The 15,990-nt window shown below is 71.9% G+C and carries 20 protein-coding genes; 7 read left to right on the forward strand and 13 right to left on the reverse strand.

The features are described from left to right. From E1182_RS21870 to E1182_RS21885, 4 genes are all read right to left on the reverse strand, one after another. Positions 1 to 391, reverse strand: a 391-nt coding sequence (locus tag E1182_RS21870) for a VOC family protein (protein ID WP_132268336.1), incomplete at its 3' end; no start/stop codon positions are given. Positions 392 to 427: 36 nt separating this feature from the next. Continuing rightward, a complete protein-coding gene (gene lipB, locus E1182_RS21875; protein WP_132268338.1) occupies positions 428 to 1,069 on the reverse strand; it encodes a lipoyl(octanoyl) transferase LipB in 642 nt (213 codons plus the stop codon). Positions 1,070 to 1,121: 52 nt separating this feature from the next. After that, positions 1,122 to 2,942, reverse strand: a complete 1,821-nt coding sequence (locus tag E1182_RS21880; RefSeq protein ID WP_371687591.1) for a DUF2079 domain-containing protein — start codon at positions 2,940 to 2,942, stop codon at positions 1,122 to 1,124. Between the two features lie 73 nt (positions 2,943 to 3,015). Then, positions 3,016 to 3,915: a TIGR01777 family oxidoreductase gene (locus E1182_RS21885; protein WP_132268340.1), complete on the reverse strand. Its 900-nt coding sequence runs from the start codon at positions 3,913 to 3,915 to the stop codon at positions 3,016 to 3,018. A gap of 391 nt (positions 3,916 to 4,306) precedes the next feature. On the opposite strand from E1182_RS21885, the gene E1182_RS21890 reads away from it, so the two are divergent. Together E1182_RS21890 and E1182_RS21895 are read left to right on the forward strand one after the other, a co-directional pair. Beyond that, positions 4,307 to 4,777 carry a helix-turn-helix domain-containing protein gene (locus E1182_RS21890; RefSeq protein WP_132268342.1) on the forward strand — a complete coding sequence of 157 codons (471 nt, stop codon included), beginning with the start codon at positions 4,307 to 4,309 and terminating at the stop codon, positions 4,775 to 4,777. 11 nt (positions 4,778 to 4,788) lie between these two features. Then, a complete protein-coding gene (locus E1182_RS21895; RefSeq protein WP_132268345.1) occupies positions 4,789 to 5,337 on the forward strand; it encodes a PIN domain-containing protein in 549 nt (182 codons plus the stop codon). A 12-nt stretch (positions 5,338 to 5,349) separates the two neighbouring features. Here the strand turns inward: E1182_RS21895 and E1182_RS33065 are convergent, their stop codons facing one another. Beyond that, positions 5,350 to 5,868, reverse strand: coding sequence for a hypothetical protein (locus E1182_RS33065; RefSeq protein WP_371687592.1), 519 nt, complete (start codon positions 5,866 to 5,868; stop codon positions 5,350 to 5,352). Between the two features lie 4 nt (positions 5,869 to 5,872). Next, positions 5,873 to 6,169, reverse strand: coding sequence for a hypothetical protein (locus E1182_RS21910; protein ID WP_243706365.1), 297 nt, complete (start codon positions 6,167 to 6,169; stop codon positions 5,873 to 5,875). A gap of 322 nt (positions 6,170 to 6,491) precedes the next feature. On the opposite strand from E1182_RS21910, the gene E1182_RS21915 reads away from it, so the two are divergent. Both E1182_RS21915 and E1182_RS32420 read left to right on the forward strand, forming a co-directional pair. After that, positions 6,492 to 6,734, forward strand: a complete 243-nt coding sequence (locus E1182_RS21915) for a winged helix-turn-helix domain-containing protein (protein ID WP_132268352.1) — start codon at positions 6,492 to 6,494, stop codon at positions 6,732 to 6,734. A 229-nt stretch (positions 6,735 to 6,963) separates the two neighbouring features. Further along, complete coding sequence (locus tag E1182_RS32420) at positions 6,964 to 7,122, forward strand: hypothetical protein (RefSeq protein WP_243706366.1); 159 nt, start codon at positions 6,964 to 6,966, stop codon at positions 7,120 to 7,122. 131 nt (positions 7,123 to 7,253) lie between these two features. Here E1182_RS32420 and E1182_RS21925 read toward each other — a convergent pair whose 3' ends face one another. The 4 genes from E1182_RS21925 to E1182_RS21940 form a co-directional block, all read right to left on the reverse strand. Beyond that, positions 7,254 to 8,072, reverse strand: coding sequence for a hypothetical protein (locus tag E1182_RS21925; protein WP_132268354.1), 819 nt, complete (start codon positions 8,070 to 8,072; stop codon positions 7,254 to 7,256). Beyond that, complete coding sequence (locus E1182_RS21930) at positions 8,069 to 8,578, reverse strand: sigma-70 family RNA polymerase sigma factor (protein ID WP_132268356.1); 510 nt, start codon at positions 8,576 to 8,578, stop codon at positions 8,069 to 8,071. The genes E1182_RS21925 and E1182_RS21930 overlap by 4 nt, the downstream gene beginning before the upstream one ends. Before the next feature lie 102 nt (positions 8,579 to 8,680). Continuing rightward, entirely contained in the window at positions 8,681 to 9,346 is a 666-nt protein-coding gene (locus E1182_RS21935; protein WP_132268358.1) for a hypothetical protein, read from the reverse strand. Positions 9,347 to 9,800: 454 nt separating this feature from the next. Beyond that, on the reverse strand, positions 9,801 to 9,989 hold the full coding sequence (locus E1182_RS21940; RefSeq protein ID WP_132268361.1) for a hypothetical protein: 189 nt from the start codon (positions 9,987 to 9,989) through the stop codon (positions 9,801 to 9,803). Positions 9,990 to 10,199: 210 nt separating this feature from the next. Here E1182_RS21940 and E1182_RS21945 point away from each other — a divergent pair, with 210 nt between their 5' ends. Further along, a complete protein-coding gene (locus E1182_RS21945; protein WP_207921477.1) occupies positions 10,200 to 11,453 on the forward strand; it encodes a DNA-binding transcriptional regulator in 1,254 nt (417 codons plus the stop codon). A 74-nt stretch (positions 11,454 to 11,527) separates the two neighbouring features. Then, complete coding sequence (locus E1182_RS21950) at positions 11,528 to 11,887, forward strand: SRPBCC domain-containing protein (protein ID WP_132268366.1); 360 nt, start codon at positions 11,528 to 11,530, stop codon at positions 11,885 to 11,887. A 61-nt stretch (positions 11,888 to 11,948) separates the two neighbouring features. On the opposite strand, the gene E1182_RS21955 is transcribed toward E1182_RS21950, so the two are convergent. Continuing rightward, positions 11,949 to 12,959 (reverse strand): aldo/keto reductase, encoded by a 1,011-nt coding sequence (locus tag E1182_RS21955; protein WP_132268368.1) that lies wholly within the window; start codon positions 12,957 to 12,959, stop codon positions 11,949 to 11,951. Between the two features lie 53 nt (positions 12,960 to 13,012). Between E1182_RS21955 and E1182_RS21960 the strand changes: the two genes are divergently transcribed. Then, positions 13,013 to 13,390 carry a MerR family transcriptional regulator gene (locus E1182_RS21960; RefSeq protein WP_132268370.1) on the forward strand — a complete coding sequence of 126 codons (378 nt, stop codon included), beginning with the start codon at positions 13,013 to 13,015 and terminating at the stop codon, positions 13,388 to 13,390. 19 nt (positions 13,391 to 13,409) lie between these two features. Here E1182_RS21960 and E1182_RS21965 read toward each other — a convergent pair whose 3' ends face one another. After that, positions 13,410 to 14,270, reverse strand: a complete 861-nt coding sequence (locus tag E1182_RS21965) for a CPBP family intramembrane glutamic endopeptidase (RefSeq protein ID WP_243706367.1) — start codon at positions 14,268 to 14,270, stop codon at positions 13,410 to 13,412. A 242-nt stretch (positions 14,271 to 14,512) separates the two neighbouring features. Beyond that, the gene (locus E1182_RS21970) at positions 14,513 to 15,856 is read right to left on the reverse strand and encodes a low temperature requirement protein A (protein ID WP_132268374.1); all 1,344 of its coding nucleotides are present in this window, start codon (positions 15,854 to 15,856) and stop codon (positions 14,513 to 14,515) included. Positions 15,857 to 15,990: the final 134 nt, after the last annotated feature.

Consider the following 15,990-nt stretch of genomic DNA (forward strand, 5'->3'; position numbering starts at 1 on the left):
AGGCGGGGCCGAGCAGATCCCAGCGGTTTCCGACGACGTCGAGGAACACCGCGACCCGGCCGTACGAGTCGGTGCGCGGTGGACGGACGAACGCCACGCCGGCCTCGACCAGCCGCCGGTAGGTGGCGTCGAAGTCGTCGACCCGGAGGAAGAAGCCGACCCGACCGGCCACCTGGTCGCCGACGACCGCCTCCTGCCGCTCGCCGTCGGCGCGGGCCAGCAGCAGTCCGGTGCCGCCGCCCGGCGGGCGGACCACCACCCAGCGCTTCGGCCGGCCGTCGGTGGTCAACGACGGGGAGTCCTCCACCAGCGTGAAACCAAGCACGTCGGTGAAGAAGGCGATCGCCGGGTCGTACTCGGAGACCACAACGGTGACGAGATCAAGACGCATCCGCCGAGAGTAGGCGGACGGGCAGCGGGCCCCGGCTCAGACCTCGACGACCGTGGGCAGGTGCCGCTCCACCACCGGGAGCACCTCGGCGACGGTGACCGGGCGGCCCAGCTCGACGGTGAGCGAGGTGACCCCGGCGTCCCGGATGCCGCAGGGCACGATCCGGTCGAAGTACGTCAGGTCGCAGTCACAGTTGATGGAGAAGCCGTGCAGGGTGACCCCACGGGAGACCCGGATGCCGATGGCGGCCACCTTGCGGGCCGGACCCCGGTCGTCCTCGGGCACCCACACCCCGCTGCGGCCCTCGATCCGACCGGCGGTCAACCCGAACTCGGCGCAGACGTCGATCAGCATCTGCTCGGTGCGCCGCACGTACGCGACCACGTCCACCGGGTCGGGGAGCTTGACGATCGGGTAGCCGACGAGCTGCCCCGGGCCGTGCCAGGTGATCTTGCCACCGCGGTCGACGTCGACCACCGGGGTGCCGTCCATCGGCCGGTCCCACGGCTCGGTGCGCTTGCCGGCGGTGTAGACGCTGGGGTGCTCCAGCAGCAGCACGGTGTCGCCCTGCTCGCCGGCCACCACCGAGGCGTGCAGCCGACGCTGCTCGTCCCAGGCGGCCTGGTAGTCGAGCACCCCGGCCCGTACGGCCGTCAGCCCGGAAGTCGTCGCACTCACCCCACCAGCCTAAACCCGTTCCGCTCCACCGTCTCCGGTGACGCACGTCGCGTCAGGCCGCCGGAATCCGCCACAGCCAGACGTCGTCGACCCGCTGCGGCTCGCCGAGCAGGGCGGTGGCGGTGCGGCGCAGGGCGTCCTCGTCCAGGTCGTACTTGGCGCCGTGCACCTCGTCGGGCAGCACGACCACCTCGACCCCCCAGTACCGCAGGTCGGAGCGGACCAGCCGGACGGTGCCCTCGGTGACGATCGGCACCAGCCCGGTCCGGCCCGCCTGGTCCAGCAGGGTGTCGAAGGTGCGCGGCGGCGGCCCGATCCGGCCCCGCCCGTCCGGCCCGCCGGGGCCCAGGAAGAAACCGGCCGGCAGGCGGAACACACCCTGTCGGTGGGACAGCGCGTACGCCTGCCAGCGCTGGCCGTCCGGGTAGACGTCCAGGGTCAGCGGGATCGGGGTGAGCACCCCGCCCGGGGAGACGTACTCCCGCCACGTGCCGGCGGTGACGAACTGCGGCACCGGCGGGCGGAGGCTGGTCAGCAGCGGAGTCGGCAGCAACGGCAGCAGCGCCGCCACGAAACCGGCCGCCCACGCCACCCGGAACGGACGCCGGGGCGGGTCGGCCCGGAACTGGTCGATCGCGTACGCCAGCAGCACGCCGACGACCGGGGCGACCACCAGCGCCAGCCGGGCCGGCAACGCGGCGTTGACCACCGGCAGCCCGTCCAGCAGGGCGAACGGGAGGGGCTGCCCGGTGCGCCGCCCGTTGACGGTGGCCTGCGGCCCCCAGGAGAGTACGGCGAAGGCCACGGCGGTGACCCCCAGCGCGACCAGCGTGGCCCGGCGGCCCGGTGTGGCACGCCGCCACAGCGGCACGAAGCAGGCGACGGCGAGCAGCAGCAGCGGCACCCCGAAGAAGGAGTTCTCCTCGGTGGGGTTGGCCGCCAGCGAGGTACCCCACCCCAGCTCGCCCGCGAGCGACCGGCGCGGGTACGCCCCGAACGCGGCCACGTCCTCGGAGTGGATCACCGGGTCGAACCCGGTGCCTCCGAACCGCTGCGGGCCGGCGAAGTGCAGCCAGAGCGGGTACGCCAGCAGCGCTCCCGCCACCAGTGTGGTCACGCCCAGCCCGCGCAGCAGGTCCGGCAGCGCCGCCCGGGCCTGCGCCCGGCGGGCCGGGTGTGCCGCCCAGGCGGCCAGGAACACGCCGGTCGCCAGGGCGGTGAAGAACAGCCCTTCGGCGGCGATGGAGAACGCGACCGCCACCAGCACGCCGAGGATGATCCCGCCGCGTAGCCAGCGCCCGGGTCGGCGCAGCGCGAACACCCGCCACAGCAGCAGCGGGACCAACCAACCGGCCGTCCAGTTCAGGTGGGCGTTGGCGTGCGAGACCATGCCGGGGGAGTAGGCGACGAACAGAGCGCCGACCCCGGCGGCGAGCCGGCTGCCCACCAGGTGCCGGGAGAGCAGCCAGTACCAGGCCAACGCGGTGCCGGCCAGGTTGAGGGTGAGGATCACCAGGAACGTCGCCGGTGGCCCGATCAGGTACGTCAGCGGGGCGAAGACCGCCGCGTACACGGTGATCGAGGTGTTGACCGCGAGGTTCACCCCGTCGGGGACGTTGAGCAGGTGGGTGAAGAGCGGATTCTCCCCGTGGGTGAGCGCGTGCCCGCCGAAGGCGAGCAGCCACTCGAACAGCGCCTGGTCGCTGGCGTTGACGGTGACCACCCGACCGTTCGGGTCACGCCACAGTCCGCTGGTGACCCAGATGGCCAGGGCCACCGCGACCAGCGCCACGACCAGGTCGGCCCGGCGTCCCCCGTACCCGGTGGGCCGGGCGGTGGGTTGACCAATGGTCCGGGGTGGGGAGGTCGGCACGGAGCGGACGTTACCAACCGTACCGGCCCGGACCGGGCAGACACGGGAGCCCATCCGGTGCGGTCACCCAGGGTCACTCGGTGAGGGCGGCGTGCAGGGCACCCGGCAGGTCGGGGTGGGTCCAGGCGAAATTGGCCTTGGTCAGCACGCCGGGCAGGACCCTCGTGCTGGTCAGGGCCTCGTGGGCGAATCCGCCGAGGGCGATCTTGAGGGCCAGCGCGGGGATCGGCATGATCGCCGGGCGGCGTAGCTGGCGGGCCAGCTCCCGGGTGAACTCGGCGTTGGTGACCGGGTTCGGGCCGACCACGTTGACCGGGCCGGCGAGGTCGTCGCGGGCCAGCAGGAACACCGTGGAGTCCAGCCAGTCGCGCAGCGAGATCCAGGGCAGCCACTGCCGGCCGTTGCCCAGTTTGCCGGCGATGCCCAGCCGGAACGGCAGCAGTTGCGGCTTGAGCAGCCCGCCGTCGCGGTGCAGCGGCAGCCCGATGCGCAGCCGCACCACCCGTACCCCGGCGTCCTCGGCCGGGCGGGTGGCCGCCTCCCAGACCCGGCAGACGTCGGCGAGGAAACCCTCGCCCGCCGGGGCGTCCTCCTCGACCACCCGGTCGCCGGTGTTGCCGTACCAGCCGACGGCGCTGGCGTTGAGCAGCACGCCCGGCCGGTCGGCGGCGGGCAGCCCGGCGATGGTGATCGCCAGGGTGCTGGTGGTGTCGACCCGACTGGACCGGATCAACTGGCGGTACTCGTTGTTCCAGCGCCGGTCGCCGACGCCGGAGCCGGCCAGGTTGACCACCGCGTCCGCCTCGGCCACCACGGCCGGGTCGAGCTGTGCGGCGGACGGGTCCCACCGCCGTTCGTCGGGCGTGCGTGGTGGCCGCCGGACCAGCCGGACGACCTGGTGCCCGTCGGCGGTGAGACGGTCGGCCAGCCGGGTGCCGAGGAAGCCGGACGCGCCGGCCATGAGGATCCGCATGCTCCTATCTTCGGGTACGAAACCGAATGCGGCTGCGTTGAGCGAAATCACCGACTGGTGGTGAAGGTCGGGAGTGGTTCTTCGAGTCGTGCTCTCACCAGTATCGGTCGGCGAGGTCCTGGTCCGTCGCCGCGTCCAGGTCGCTGCGGAACCGGGATCCGTCCAGCTCGGGCGCGGTGGCGAAGGCCGTCACCACCTCGGCCCGAGGCACGACGCGGCGAGGCCGGTCAGGGGTCGACCGGTGACCGGGCATGCCCTCACGAGCGATGGGAGTCCTCCGTTCCACCCACGCATCGTGGCACGGGAGCTGTCGACCGCTCGCGCCGGTCGCATCGACCATGGAGTTCTCCGAAGTGGTTGCGGATTTTTCGAATAGGGTTAGCCTTGAGCCATGAGCAGCGCCCTTCGTGAACGGACCGTCATGCCCCCCGAGAACCCGGCTGACCTGGCCCGCTTCGTGCGCCGTCTACGCAACTCAGGGGATAGGGGACGGGCACGTCTGGTCGGGCCGGACGGCTCCGAGATCGAGATCCCGGACCAGTTGTACGGGGTGCTGCGGGATGTCGTCACCGCGTTGTCCGAAGGGCTGGCGATCTCGATCGCGCCGCACAACACCATGCTGACCACGCAGGAGGCGGCGGATCTGCTCAACATCTCCCGGCCGACCCTGGTTCGGCTCCTCGCTGATGGCGAAATGCCGCACACCATGCGGGGTCGGCACCGCCGGGTCCTGCTCCGAGACGTGCTGGACTACCAGGAGCGGACCCGCCAGGAGCGTCGACAGGCGCTCGATCAGATGACCGCAGAGGCTGAGGAGGACGGGCTGTACGACCTGACCTCGACTCCCCGCCGGACACGGTGAGGGCGACCCGAGTGGCTTTTCCGGCTTTCCTCGACACCTGCGTGCTCTATCCGGCGCACCTCTGCGACACCCTCTTGCGGCTGGCGGAAGTGGCTGCCTACCGGCCGCTCTGGTCCGAGGATGTGCTGATCGAGCTCCGGCGGAACCTCCTCGAACGCGGCATCGTCGAGGAACGAGTCGACCGGCGTATTTCGCACATGCGCGCAGCCTTCCCCGACGCTATGGTCACCGGCTACGAATCCTTGGTCGACGGCATGACCAACGACCCCAAGGACAGGCACGTGCTGGCGGCGGCCGTGCGTGCCAACGCGGAAGTCCTCGTCACGTTCAACGTCGGCGACTTCCCCGAAGTCTCGGTGAAACCGTACGACGTCCTCACGATCCACCCCGACGACTTCCTGCTGGATCAACTTGACCTCTACCCGGGTGTGACCCTGGATGTGCTTCACCGGCAGGCTGCCGCCTACCGCCGGGAACCCACCACGGTGCCCGCCTTGCTGGCGCTGCTGAGCCGCACCGGCGTGCCGCAGTTCGCTGCGGAGGTGCGGCGGCACCTGTGACGACAGGCGCGCTCAGCTTGGGCGGCGGGACACCGCCCAGCCGAGGAACCGCCCGAAGAGCTGCCGGGGCTCCGGCCCGTCGTGCGGGTGCAGCCGGTGCAGTTCGCCGGCCGCGTCGTGTAGCAGCCCGCCCAGGTATACCAGCAGTGCCACCCGGTCGTGTGCGTACTCCCGCAGGAGCGCGAGCCGCGCGGACGCGCAGGGCCACGGCGTGCCGCAGGACCGGCAGAGCCACAGCGGCCGTAGCGGCAGGTGTGGCCGGGGTGGGCTCACCACCGGCCGCCGTTGGCCCGCCAGGTCTGCGCCGGGGTGAGCCATCCGGGCCGCCCTACCTGCGGGTTCGCCCGGGTCGCCTCGTCCCACCAGCGGCTGTTCGGTGGTGGTGGTGCGGGCGGCTCGGTGGGCACGGGTGTGTGCCGGTCCGGGCAGGCCGTCCAGCGCAGCCCGCACGAACACCAGCGCCGCCCGTACCGCCAGGTCCGCCGGTGCCGGGGCGCGAGCGGCACGGGCTTCGCGTTGCGTCGCGGCCACCGCATCAGCGCCGCCCGCCGGGTACGCCGGCCAACGCCCCGCCGCGTGCCGCCAGCGTGTCGATCACGTCGTCGGCCAGGCCGCGCGAGCGCAGCACCCGCCGCGCCCAGCGGTGCAGCAGGCACGGGTACGGGGTCCGGTCGCTGCGGCACAGCGGGCCGGCCGGCCAGTCCTCCGGTCGGTGTACGAGCAGCGCCCGGATCGCCAGCTTGACGTCCTCCACCGTGACCACCCAGGGCACGGGCAGCTCACCGAGCACCTTCTCCATCGCGTCCACCGGTTCGTCGGTCCTCGACCGCACGTGTCGCCTCCCTGGTTGATTGCGGCACCGGGGCGGGCGGGGACGGCCATGCGCGCGCATGGTCGGCCGGAACCCGGCACCCGCCCCGGGCCTGTTCGTGGAGCCCGCCGATGCCTGTTCGCGGGCAGGGGGCACCCGGCCGACTGTCCGGGGGAGTGGTCGGCCGGGTGGTTCCTCGCAACGACCAGCTCGCGGTTGCAGACCTGGGAGCCGGTCAATCAGAGCCTCACACAACTAGTTGTACAAAGCAAGGAGGAACTTCGTCTTACTTGTTGTGCCTGGTAGTTCATGGTCAAATGGCGGTGCAGACCTGGGAGTGTGAATGCCCGCCAAAGCGAAGTGGGCGCAGTTGGCCGACCATCTCCGTGAACGGATCGAGTCGGGCGAGCTGGCGCCGGGGGAGAAGCTGCCGTCGACCGCGCAGCTCAAGGAGGAACACCGCGTGTCGCAGACCGTCGTGCGGCAGGCGATCCTCGTCCTGCAGATGCAGGGGTGGGTCGAGGGCGTGCATGGTGTCGGCGTGTTCGTTGCCGAGGAGTTGCCCCAGGGGGAGAGCAGATCGTGACGGTGGTTCCGCCGACCTGTGCAGGCTGGGCAGTGATCAAAGCCGGTAGCCGCGCGCGAACCCAGCCTCCCCCGCCCGCCATCGTCTTCGAGGCGCTCACCCAGCCCGACCGCGACCCGGCGCGTCCCTGGCTGCGGCTGCTCGACGACGAACAACGGCCGCAGACGAGGCTGCGTACCCGCATCTGGTCGTCTGGTCGTCGCTGTGGCCGAGACGCCCGGAGGCCCAGGTGCGCTTCGAGCTGTCATCCGGCGGCGGGGCAGGCACCCTGCTGCACTGGAAGCTGCTGGTCGCCGAGCCGTTGCCGGATTCTTCGCTGCTCGGGCACCTCCGCAAGCGGCTCAACCAACTGATCAACGCGGATCTGCCTTACTCCTTCGGTCAGTAGCCGCCTCGCCGGCCGGAGGGGCACCGGCGCCCCGCTCGGCGGTCACCTCCGGACACAGGGGGCACGCCACCGCCGCGCCCACCGACGCCTGGACGTGCCGCGTGCGCTCCGCCCGGCCGGGCGTCCTCGCGTCACTGCGACGCCGGTCCGTTGTCGACCAACCGGAAGCGGGTGGTCAGGGGTGCGTCGCCGAGTTCCTCCAGGATCAGTCCCCGGGTCCGGGAGTTCTGCAGGAAGGCCCAGTGGCTACTGATCGCGTACGTCGGCACGCCGTCGTGTTGGCCGTCGCGGACGACCGTGAACTGCTGTCTCGGCTCGTCCGGCGCGCAGGGGGCCGCCACGACCCGCAGCGGCTGGCTGCCCGACGAGCGGACCTCCCAGCAGGTGTCGGTGCCGGGCTCGGCGGTGCGGATCTGGTATGTGTCAGACCCCTGCGGCGTGAACACGAACAGCTGCTGTCCTTCGTCGCCGTCGACCTCGCCCAGCCGGCCGTCGTCGAGCAGCGACAGCCCGCCCTCCACCGCATCCACCCGCACGATGGTGACCTGACGCTGCCCGGACAGCAGCGGATTGCCGGCGGGCGGGCTGGACGATCCGGTGGGCGGACCGGACGCGCCGCCGGTGGGGCCGGATGACGGGCCGGCCGCGTCGGACGCGCCGCCGGTCGGGCCGGATGACGGGCCGGCCGGGTCGGGTGACGCGGCCGGGCCGGAGGTCGGGCCCGCCGGGCCGACCGGGGTGGGGTGTGCTGGCCCGCCCGGGCGGGCCAGGGCGACGCCCGTGCCGAGCGCGACGACGGCGAGGGCGGCGAGCGCGACCGACGCCGTCCGTCGACGACGGCGGCGGGTGTCGCCGCGTCGCCGGATGTCGGCGGCGGCCGGGACTCTGCCCTGTCCGCCCTGCCCCGCCAGCGCCCGCAGGGCGTCGTCGAGCTGGTTGTCAGAGCTCATGGCCGCGCCCTTTCGTCCACGCCGTGGTACTCCGGTTCGGTCAGGTGGGCGGCGAGGGCCCGGCGGCCCCGGGCCAGTCGCGTCTTGACGGTGTTCTCGTTGGTGCCGACCTCCGCCGCGATCTCGGCCACGCTCAGCCCGACCAGGTGGTGCAGCACCACCGCCCGGCGTTGCTCGGCGGAGATGCGCCGCAAGGCGGTCACCACCGCGACGTGGTCGACCGAGACGGCGTCGACGCGCTGCGCGCAAGCGTCCCGGCGGTGGGCGCGCAGTCGGTTGACGGTCTTGCGCCATGCGCTGACCGCCACCCGGTACGCCACCCGGCGTACCCACGCCTCCGGGCTGTCGCACTCGCGCACGGCGGTCCAGCCGTCCCAGGCCCGGGCGTACGCCTCCGCCACCGCGTCCTCGGCCTCGGCCCGGTTGCCGATCATCGCGTACAGATGTCCCAGTACCCGCTGCACGGACGCGGAGTAGAAGGCGTCGAACTCCGCAGCGTCACGCATCGGTCAAAGTCTCCACCCGACCTGGTTGATCCTGGGCAGTTGTGTGCTCGGTCGCACCGCCATTGGCCCGGCCGGGAACTGCCGGCCGGGCCACCGAGGGGGTCACTTCCGGCGCGGGGCCGGTCCGGTGTCGTTGAACCGGAAGCTGCTCACCGGCGGGGCATCGCCCAACTCCTCCAGGATCAGCCCGGACCGGGCGGAGTCGCGGAGGTACGCCCACCGGTTGCTGATCAGGTACTCCCGGGGGCCTCCGGCCGGAGCGGGCGCGATGACGAACCGCTGAGCCGGGTCGCCCGCCCGGCAGGCGGCACCACGCACGAACAACGGCCGGCTGTTGCCCGGGTTGCGTACCTGCCAGCAGACCGGCTGCCCGGTGCCGCCGCCGTAGTACGCCTTGATCAGGAACTCTCCCGACCCCAACGGAGTCGGCACGAAGACCTGCCGGCCACGGTCGTCGTCCACCTCGGCCAACCGTCCACCGTCGAGCAGCGCCAGCCCCGACTCGAACGCCCCCACCCGTACGATCGTCACCCGGCGCTTGCCGGAGAGCACCGGCTCCGCGTCCGCCGTCTCCTGCCGCGCCGGCACCGCCCGCGCGCCCCCGGGCAGCTGAGCCTCGGTCGCGGGCACCGGCCCCGACTGCGGCTCGGCCACCGGCACCGCCGCCGGGCCCTCGCCGCCGAAGGCCGGCGACCCGCCGTACACCCCGACGACGGCACCGGTCAGTACCACCAGACCCGCACCGGCGAGCCACCTTCCGAACGCCACGTTTCCTCCCCGACTGCCTCGGCCGCCGAGGCCGTGAGCCCGGTCAGCTCGCGGTCCTCGGTCGACACAGCCGGATGACGCGTGAGGCTGTCCGGGAGTTTCACCGCGGCGCGATATTTGTGACACCGCTGACAGGCTGCCGTCGGCGGCGGCCACCGAAACGGGCTGCGGGTCACGTACCGGTGGTCGGGCCGGCCGGTGCGTGGTCTCTCGAGGGGCATGCTCGGCCATGGCGGGTGGGTTACCCCTTGTGCTACAAGGTCGTGGCTTCGCGTTGCGTCGCGGCCACCGCATCAGTTCCGCCCTTCGGGTACGCGCAACTGCCACTGCGCCCGTGCCACCAGTTCGTTGACGGCCTGCTCGGTCAAACCTCGGGTACGCAGCACGGCCCGTCCCCACCGGGTCGAGGAGGTTCGTCAGCAGCACCATCGCGACGATCGCCCGTAGCAGCGGGTCATGCCGGACGAAGCAGCCGACACGGGTACGGGGTGTGGTCGCTGCGGCACAGTTGTCCGGTTGGCCAGGACTCGGGGGAGTGCACCACCAAAGCCCGTACGGCCGCCCGGACGTGCTCGCCGGTCACGTGCCGGGGCATCGGCAACTCGCCGCACACCTTCTCCACCGCGTCCACCACTGACTGCACGCTCTACCGCCTTTCCTCGTCGGAATGCGGCGCCGGGGCGGGCGGGGGCAGCCGTCTGTCCACCGCTGGCCGATGACCCGGCACCCGCCCCGGGCCTGTGGTTGAGCGTCGGTCTCGACCTACCGGTCCGGGAATGACGACAGTCAGTACACGTGTTGCACGTTTGAGGCACAGATGTCGCACCGGCTCGCGGAGGTTGGGGGAGAGACGGTGAGCGCGATACGCCGCTGGTCCGGTCGGGAGATCCGGGCACTTCGTCAGGCGCTTCGGATGAGCGTGCGGGCCTTCGCCCCGTACCTTGGCGTCAGCGAGCGGGCTGTGTCCAAGTGGGAGGCCGGTCAGGCGGTTCCTGGTCCCGACATGCAGGCGGCACTCGATATCGCCCTGTCCCGTGCCGAACCCGACGTCGTGTCCCGGTTCGACCTGCTCGTCTGTGGAAAGCCTGATGAGTCTGGGCCGACGAGGGTTCCGGCTATCAGCACTGCGACGACCGTGATCGCCGGGGCCGGCCCCGCCGGTGGTGACGACGAACTCGACGCGTTGGAGCTCGCCCGCCGGGTCGCGGCCAGTGATGTCAGCGATGAGACGCTGAATCGCCTGGAACGGGTTGTGGACGAGCTGGCAATGGCATACGCGCAGACTCCGCCTCAGCAGCTCATCGTCCGGGTGCGGCAGCACCTGCTCTATGTCGGACAGCTCGTAGACGGGCGTAAGACACTGCGCCAGCACCGCCGGCTGCTGGTGATCGGCGGATGGCTCTCCCTACTCGCGGCCACGTTGCATGTCGATTTCCGGCAGCCCATCGCGAGTCGAGCGAGGTTGGACACCGCCGCACGGCTGGCGATCGACACCGACCATGACGAGATGACCGCCTGGTGTGTCGAGACGCGCGCCTGGGACCTGTTGACTGACGGGCACTTCCGGGATGCCGCCAGCCTCGCGCGTGAGGCTCAGGATCTCGCGCCGCACGGCAGTTCGGCGCACCTGCAGGCGACCGCTCAGGAGGGACGCGCCTGGGCGCGGATGGGTGAGGCGGGCGAAGTGCGCCGCTCACTGAATCGCTTGTCCCAACTGATCGCGCCGCTGCCGAAGCCTGACGGGCCGGAACACCACTACCGCTACGACCCGAACAAGGCGCTCGCGTACACCGCCACCACCTTGTCGTGGATAGGAGACCCGGCGGCCGAGGGCATCGCACGCGATGCGATCACTGAACTGGAACGGGCTTCGGACGGTGTCCGTCGGCCCCGGCGCATCGCTTCGGCGCAGCTCGACCTAAGCCTCGCCCTGCTCAAACTCGGGAAGCCTGACGAGGCGGGCGCAACGGCGCTGCTGGCGATCTGCTCTGGCCGGATCGTGCCCTCCAACCGATGGCGGGCGGCGGAGGTCGTGGCAGCCGTTGAGGCAAGCGGCGTTGTTGAGGCCGCCGACCTGCGCGAGGCGTACCAGACGTACTGCAGCTGAGGTCAGGCCCTCCGGGAAATGCGTGATCACTGGTGGTGGCGTCCTGGGTGGCGGCAGCTGGCATAGGCTGAGGAATGCTCGAAGCCGGTAGCCGCGCGCGGACCCAGCCTCCCCCGCCCGCCGTCGTCTTCGAGGCGCTCACCCAGCCCGATCGCGACCCGGCGCGTCCCTGGCTGCGGCTGCTCGACGACGAACAGCGGCCGCAGGTCCTGGAGGCCGCGTGTCCGCACCTGGTCGTCTGGTCGTCGCTGTGGCCAAGACGACCGGACGCCCGGGTGCGTTTCGAGCTGGCACCCGACGACGGGGCGGGCACCCTGCTGCACTGGAAGCTACTGGTCGCCGAGCCGCTGCCGGATCCGTCGCTGCTTGGACACCTACGCAAACGGGTCAACGAACTGATCAACGGGAATCTGCGTCGTACCTTCGGCCAGTAGTCGGTCCGGCGGTGCCCCGCCCGGCCCGTCGGTCAGGACCGGGCGGGACAACCCGGGACGGTCAGGCCGTTGCCGGGGCGGTGCGCAGGTCGGCGAGGAGCCGCTCCACCTCGGCGAAGGTTTCCTCCGACAGTGGCCCGTACGCCAGGGTGCCGATGTTCTCCTCCGCCTGCGCCACGGTGCGGCAGCCGGGGATGGGCAGGGTGCGCGGGCTGCGTGCCAGCAGCCAGCCGAGCGCACCCTGGGCGAGGGTACGGCCGTCGGCGGTGAGCACCTCCCGGACCCGGGCCACCCGCTCGGCCCACTCGCCGGTGGGCACCCCGTCGGTGAACCAGGGCAGCCACTCCGGGGCGACCCGACGTACGTCGTCGCCGCCGCGCGGGGTGGGCGTGCCCTGGTACTTCGCGGTGAGCAGGCCCATCGCGAGGGGGCCACGGTTCAGGCTGGCCAGGTCGAACTCGTCGCAGACGGCGAACATCTCGGCGTTGTCCCTGAGCACCGACTGGTCGTGCTGGATCGCCGCGCAGTGCGGGCCCGCCGCCGCGAACGCCCGCGCCGAGGCGGGGTTGTCGGTGCTCCAGCCGTACGCCCGGATCTTGCCCTCGGTGACCAGGCCCTCCAGGGTGTCGACCAGGTCGAGCGCCTGCGGCACCGGTAGTCCGTTGAGGTGCAGTTGGTACAGGTCGACGTAATCGGTGCCGAGCCGCCGCAGCGAGCCCTCCAGGCTCTGCCGGGCGTACGCCGGGCTGGCGTCCTCGCCGGTGGCCTGGCGGGTGGTCTCGTCGGTGGGGTAGCCGAACTTGGTGGCGATCACGGCCTGGTCGCGGCGGCCGGCCAGGGCGCGGCCGAGCACCCGCTCGCTGTGCCCCGCGCCGTAGTTGCTGGAGGTGTCGAAGAGGGTGGCACCCAGGTCGAGGGCCCGGTGGATGGTGCGGATCGACTCGTCGTCGTCGACCTCGCCCCAGCCCAGCGGCTGGTCACCGGCCCAGAACGGGCCGCCGATCGCCCAACACCCCATGCCGATCGCGCTGACCTCGATGCCGCTGCGTCCCAGTCGTCGTGTCGTCGTCATGACCCTACTTTCCATCCTGGAGCGCGCTCCAGGTCAAGCGCTACGCTGCCGACATGATCGGATACTCGCCGGCGGAGACGGCCCGGCTCAGCGGCTTCAGCCTCGACACGTTGCGCTACTACGAGAAGATTGGCCTGCTCAGCGGGGTGGGCCGCACCTCCGGCGGGCGGCGGGTCTTCAGCGAAGACGACCTGGGCTGGCTGGGATTGTTCCGCTGCCTGCGCGACACCGGCATGCCGATCGCGCAGATGTGCCGTTACGCCGAGCTGGCCCGGGAGGGCGAGCATACCGCCCGGGAACGGCAGGAACTGCTTCAGCGGCACGCCGAGCGGGTTGAGGAGCAGATGGCCCTGCTGCGCCGCCAGTACGACCGCCTCCGCGACAAGATCCGCTACTACGAGAACGTCACGGAGGGCGTCCGAGCCGGCTGACCGGGCAACAGACGGTCGGTCAGAGGCCGAGCAGGATGGGCACCGAGTTGACCGCGCCGTGCACCACCAGCAGCGGCCACATCCGCCGGTACCGGGACCACAGGTAGCCGAGGAAGAGCCCGAGCACGCCCTGGTGGACCGCGACCGAGGCCAGGTCGGTGCCGAGTTCGCCGGTACCCTGGATGCCGACGTGCCAGGCCGCCCACACCAGCGACGCCAGCACGATCGCCGGCCACCGTCCCAGGATCGACTCCCACCGGCTCTGCAACCAGCGCCGGTAGAAGACCTCCTCCAACAGGGCGTTCGCGGCGAAACCCACTACCAGCACGCCCACCAGCACCGCCGGGTCGACCGTCCGGCCGAAGTCGCTGGGCGGCACGGCCAAGGGGGTGGCGTAGCTGAGCGCCAGCCAGGCCAGCACCGGCAGCGCCGGCCCGTAGCGGTACGCGGCGTCGACCGGCCGCCACGGGTGCCAGCGGGCCCCTCGCCGCCGCGACCAGAGGAAAACCCCCAGCGGTACGCCGAGCAGCAGCGCCACCTTCAGCAGCGTGTACGCCGGCTCGCCGCCGAGCAGCGGCAGAGTGACCGCGAACGCGACCCCGGCCAGCAGCAGCGGCACCGCCTCCCGGTACGGCGCGACCCGGTCCGGCCAGGGCTGGTCGGCGGCCGGCGGCACCAGCCGGACCAGCACGATCCCGACCAGTGCCGGAATCCAACCGGCCCACATCGGCACGGTGTCGTGGTGGTCGGCGCTGTACCGGATCCCGGTGTCACCCTGCACGGTCAACCAGACGGCGGCGGCGGTGAGCAGGATTCCCCCGGTCACCAGGACGAGCATTCCGGCGCGGGGACTGCGGGCAGATCGGGTGTTGTCGATCATCACCGTCGGCACGGTATCAACGCCTCGCTATCGGCACGGCGACCCTGGTGCTCGGTCCGGCGCCACGTACCGGCTGCTGGGCGCCGAGCCCCGGGCGTGGCCGGCTGCTGCGCGCCGAGCCCGGCGTGGCCGATGATCGACTCCGAATGCGGCAGATCGCGGTGTCGGGGTGACCTTGATGCCGCCACCTGCCGCGAGTTGAGTTGATCACCGTGGCTGGCCTGCGCGATCGGGCGCAAGTGTCAGGACACCGGCGCGCCGCCCTCCGGTGGCTCGTCGTGCCAGCGGGCGCGCCACTCCGTCTCCCGTGCCTCGTGGGTGGTCCGTTCGGCGAACACCGCGGTGCGCAGCGCACGGCGGGAGTCCGCCATGGTCACCACCTCCAGGGCGACCAGGCCGACACAGACCACGGTCACCAGGACGAGGGCGGCCAGCGCCGGCACCCGTACGGCGACCGGCACGAGCAACGCCAGCAGCACCACCGTGCCGACCCGGAGCCAGGTGAGGGTGCGCAGGGCGCGCAGCTGGAAGAGAATGTCGCCGATCAGGTAGCAGATCACCCCGCCGAAGAGCACCGGCACACCTGGCCCGGGCAACGCCTCGCCCAGGGGCCGGTGCGGCTGGGCGAGCCAGGTGACCATCTTCTCCGCGCCCAGCGAGACCAGGATCAGCCCGGCGATCATCGGCAGGAACAGGTACGCGTACGCGTCCCGGGCCAGCGCCACCCGCGGCCGACCGAGGGTGGCGTGCAAGGTCATCCGGGCGGCCGGCCCGATCACGTCGAAGTGCAGCCACCACAGGGCCGCCGCCAGGACGACGCCGATGCTCGACGCGACGATCGCCGGCCAGGTCGGCGACTGACCGTCCAGGCTGGTGCTGCTGCCGACGCCGACGGAGAGCACCGACTCGCCGAGGGCGATCATCAGGATGAGGTCGTACCGCTCGGTCCAGTGCTCGGCGGAGACCACGCCGGCACCCCGGTTGCCGGCGATCAGGCCGGTCGCGTACTGCAGGACCACCACGGATGCCCAGAGCAGGTCGCGGATCAGCGCGCCGGTCTCCGGGTTGGTGGCCTGCGACGGAATGAGCGCGGCGGCGAGCAGCAGCGCGGTGCTGATCACCAGCTCCGGGGTGAGCCGGAGCAGGTGCCGGCTCTCCACCGGCATGGTTCGCACGACGTGCCAGTACATCCACAGGTGGACGACCCGGATGACCAGGTAGCTCACCGCGACGGTGATCGGACCGGCGATGCCCGCCGAGTGGGTCTCGATGGTCTGCGGTACGGCCAGGACGAAGGCGAACAGGGCCGCCATGCCGATGACCATGACCACCGGAACGAATCCCTCACCGAGCCGTACCCGGGTCGCCACCACGGTGTGGACCACCCAGATCCACCACAGCACGGCCAGCACGAGCAGGCTGTGCAGCAGGGTGTGGCCGCTGATGTCGTGGGCGGTGGCCCGGACGATGATGAAGAACGAGAAGACGAAGACCAGGTCGAAGAAGATCTCGAACCGGTCCACCCGGGCGCCGGGGGCGAGGGGGATGGCCGGCCCCAGCCGCGTTCGCCACCACCCGCCGCCCACCCGCTCACTCTCCCAGCGTGGCGGCGGTGCCCGGGCGGAAATCGACCGCCTCCGTGGTTGGCCGTCCGGCGCGGGTGACGGTACGCGGGGGTGCCACCCGGTCGGCGCGGTGGGAAGGCGTATGGGCGCAGGGG

It is taken from the genome of Micromonospora sp. KC721 (assembly GCF_004348355.1).
In the GTDB taxonomy this organism is placed as follows: domain Bacteria; phylum Actinomycetota; class Actinomycetes; order Mycobacteriales; family Micromonosporaceae; genus Micromonospora.

What these genes read in the sequence shown, in the direction of transcription:
- E1182_RS21885 (WP_132268340.1), bottom strand. Translation starts at nt 3,915, where the DNA reads ATGCGGATCCTCATGGCCGGCGCGTCCGGCTTCCTCGGCACCCGGCTG.
- E1182_RS21890 (WP_132268342.1), top strand. Translation starts at nt 4,307, where the DNA reads ATGAGCAGCGCCCTTCGTGAACGGACCGTCATGCCCCCCGAGAACCCG.
- E1182_RS21915 (WP_132268352.1), top strand. Translation starts at nt 6,492, where the DNA reads ATGCCCGCCAAAGCGAAGTGGGCGCAGTTGGCCGACCATCTCCGTGAA.
- E1182_RS21925 (WP_132268354.1), bottom strand. Translation starts at nt 8,072, where the DNA reads ATGAGCTCTGACAACCAGCTCGACGACGCCCTGCGGGCGCTGGCGGGG.
- E1182_RS21930 (WP_132268356.1), bottom strand. Translation starts at nt 8,578, where the DNA reads ATGCGTGACGCTGCGGAGTTCGACGCCTTCTACTCCGCGTCCGTGCAG.
- E1182_RS21950 (WP_132268366.1), top strand. Translation starts at nt 11,528, where the DNA reads ATGCTCGAAGCCGGTAGCCGCGCGCGGACCCAGCCTCCCCCGCCCGCC.
- E1182_RS21955 (WP_132268368.1), bottom strand. Translation starts at nt 12,959, where the DNA reads ATGACGACGACACGACGACTGGGACGCAGCGGCATCGAGGTCAGCGCG.
- E1182_RS21960 (WP_132268370.1), top strand. Translation starts at nt 13,013, where the DNA reads ATGATCGGATACTCGCCGGCGGAGACGGCCCGGCTCAGCGGCTTCAGC.
- E1182_RS21965 (WP_243706367.1), bottom strand. Translation starts at nt 14,270, where the DNA reads ATGATCGACAACACCCGATCTGCCCGCAGTCCCCGCGCCGGAATGCTC.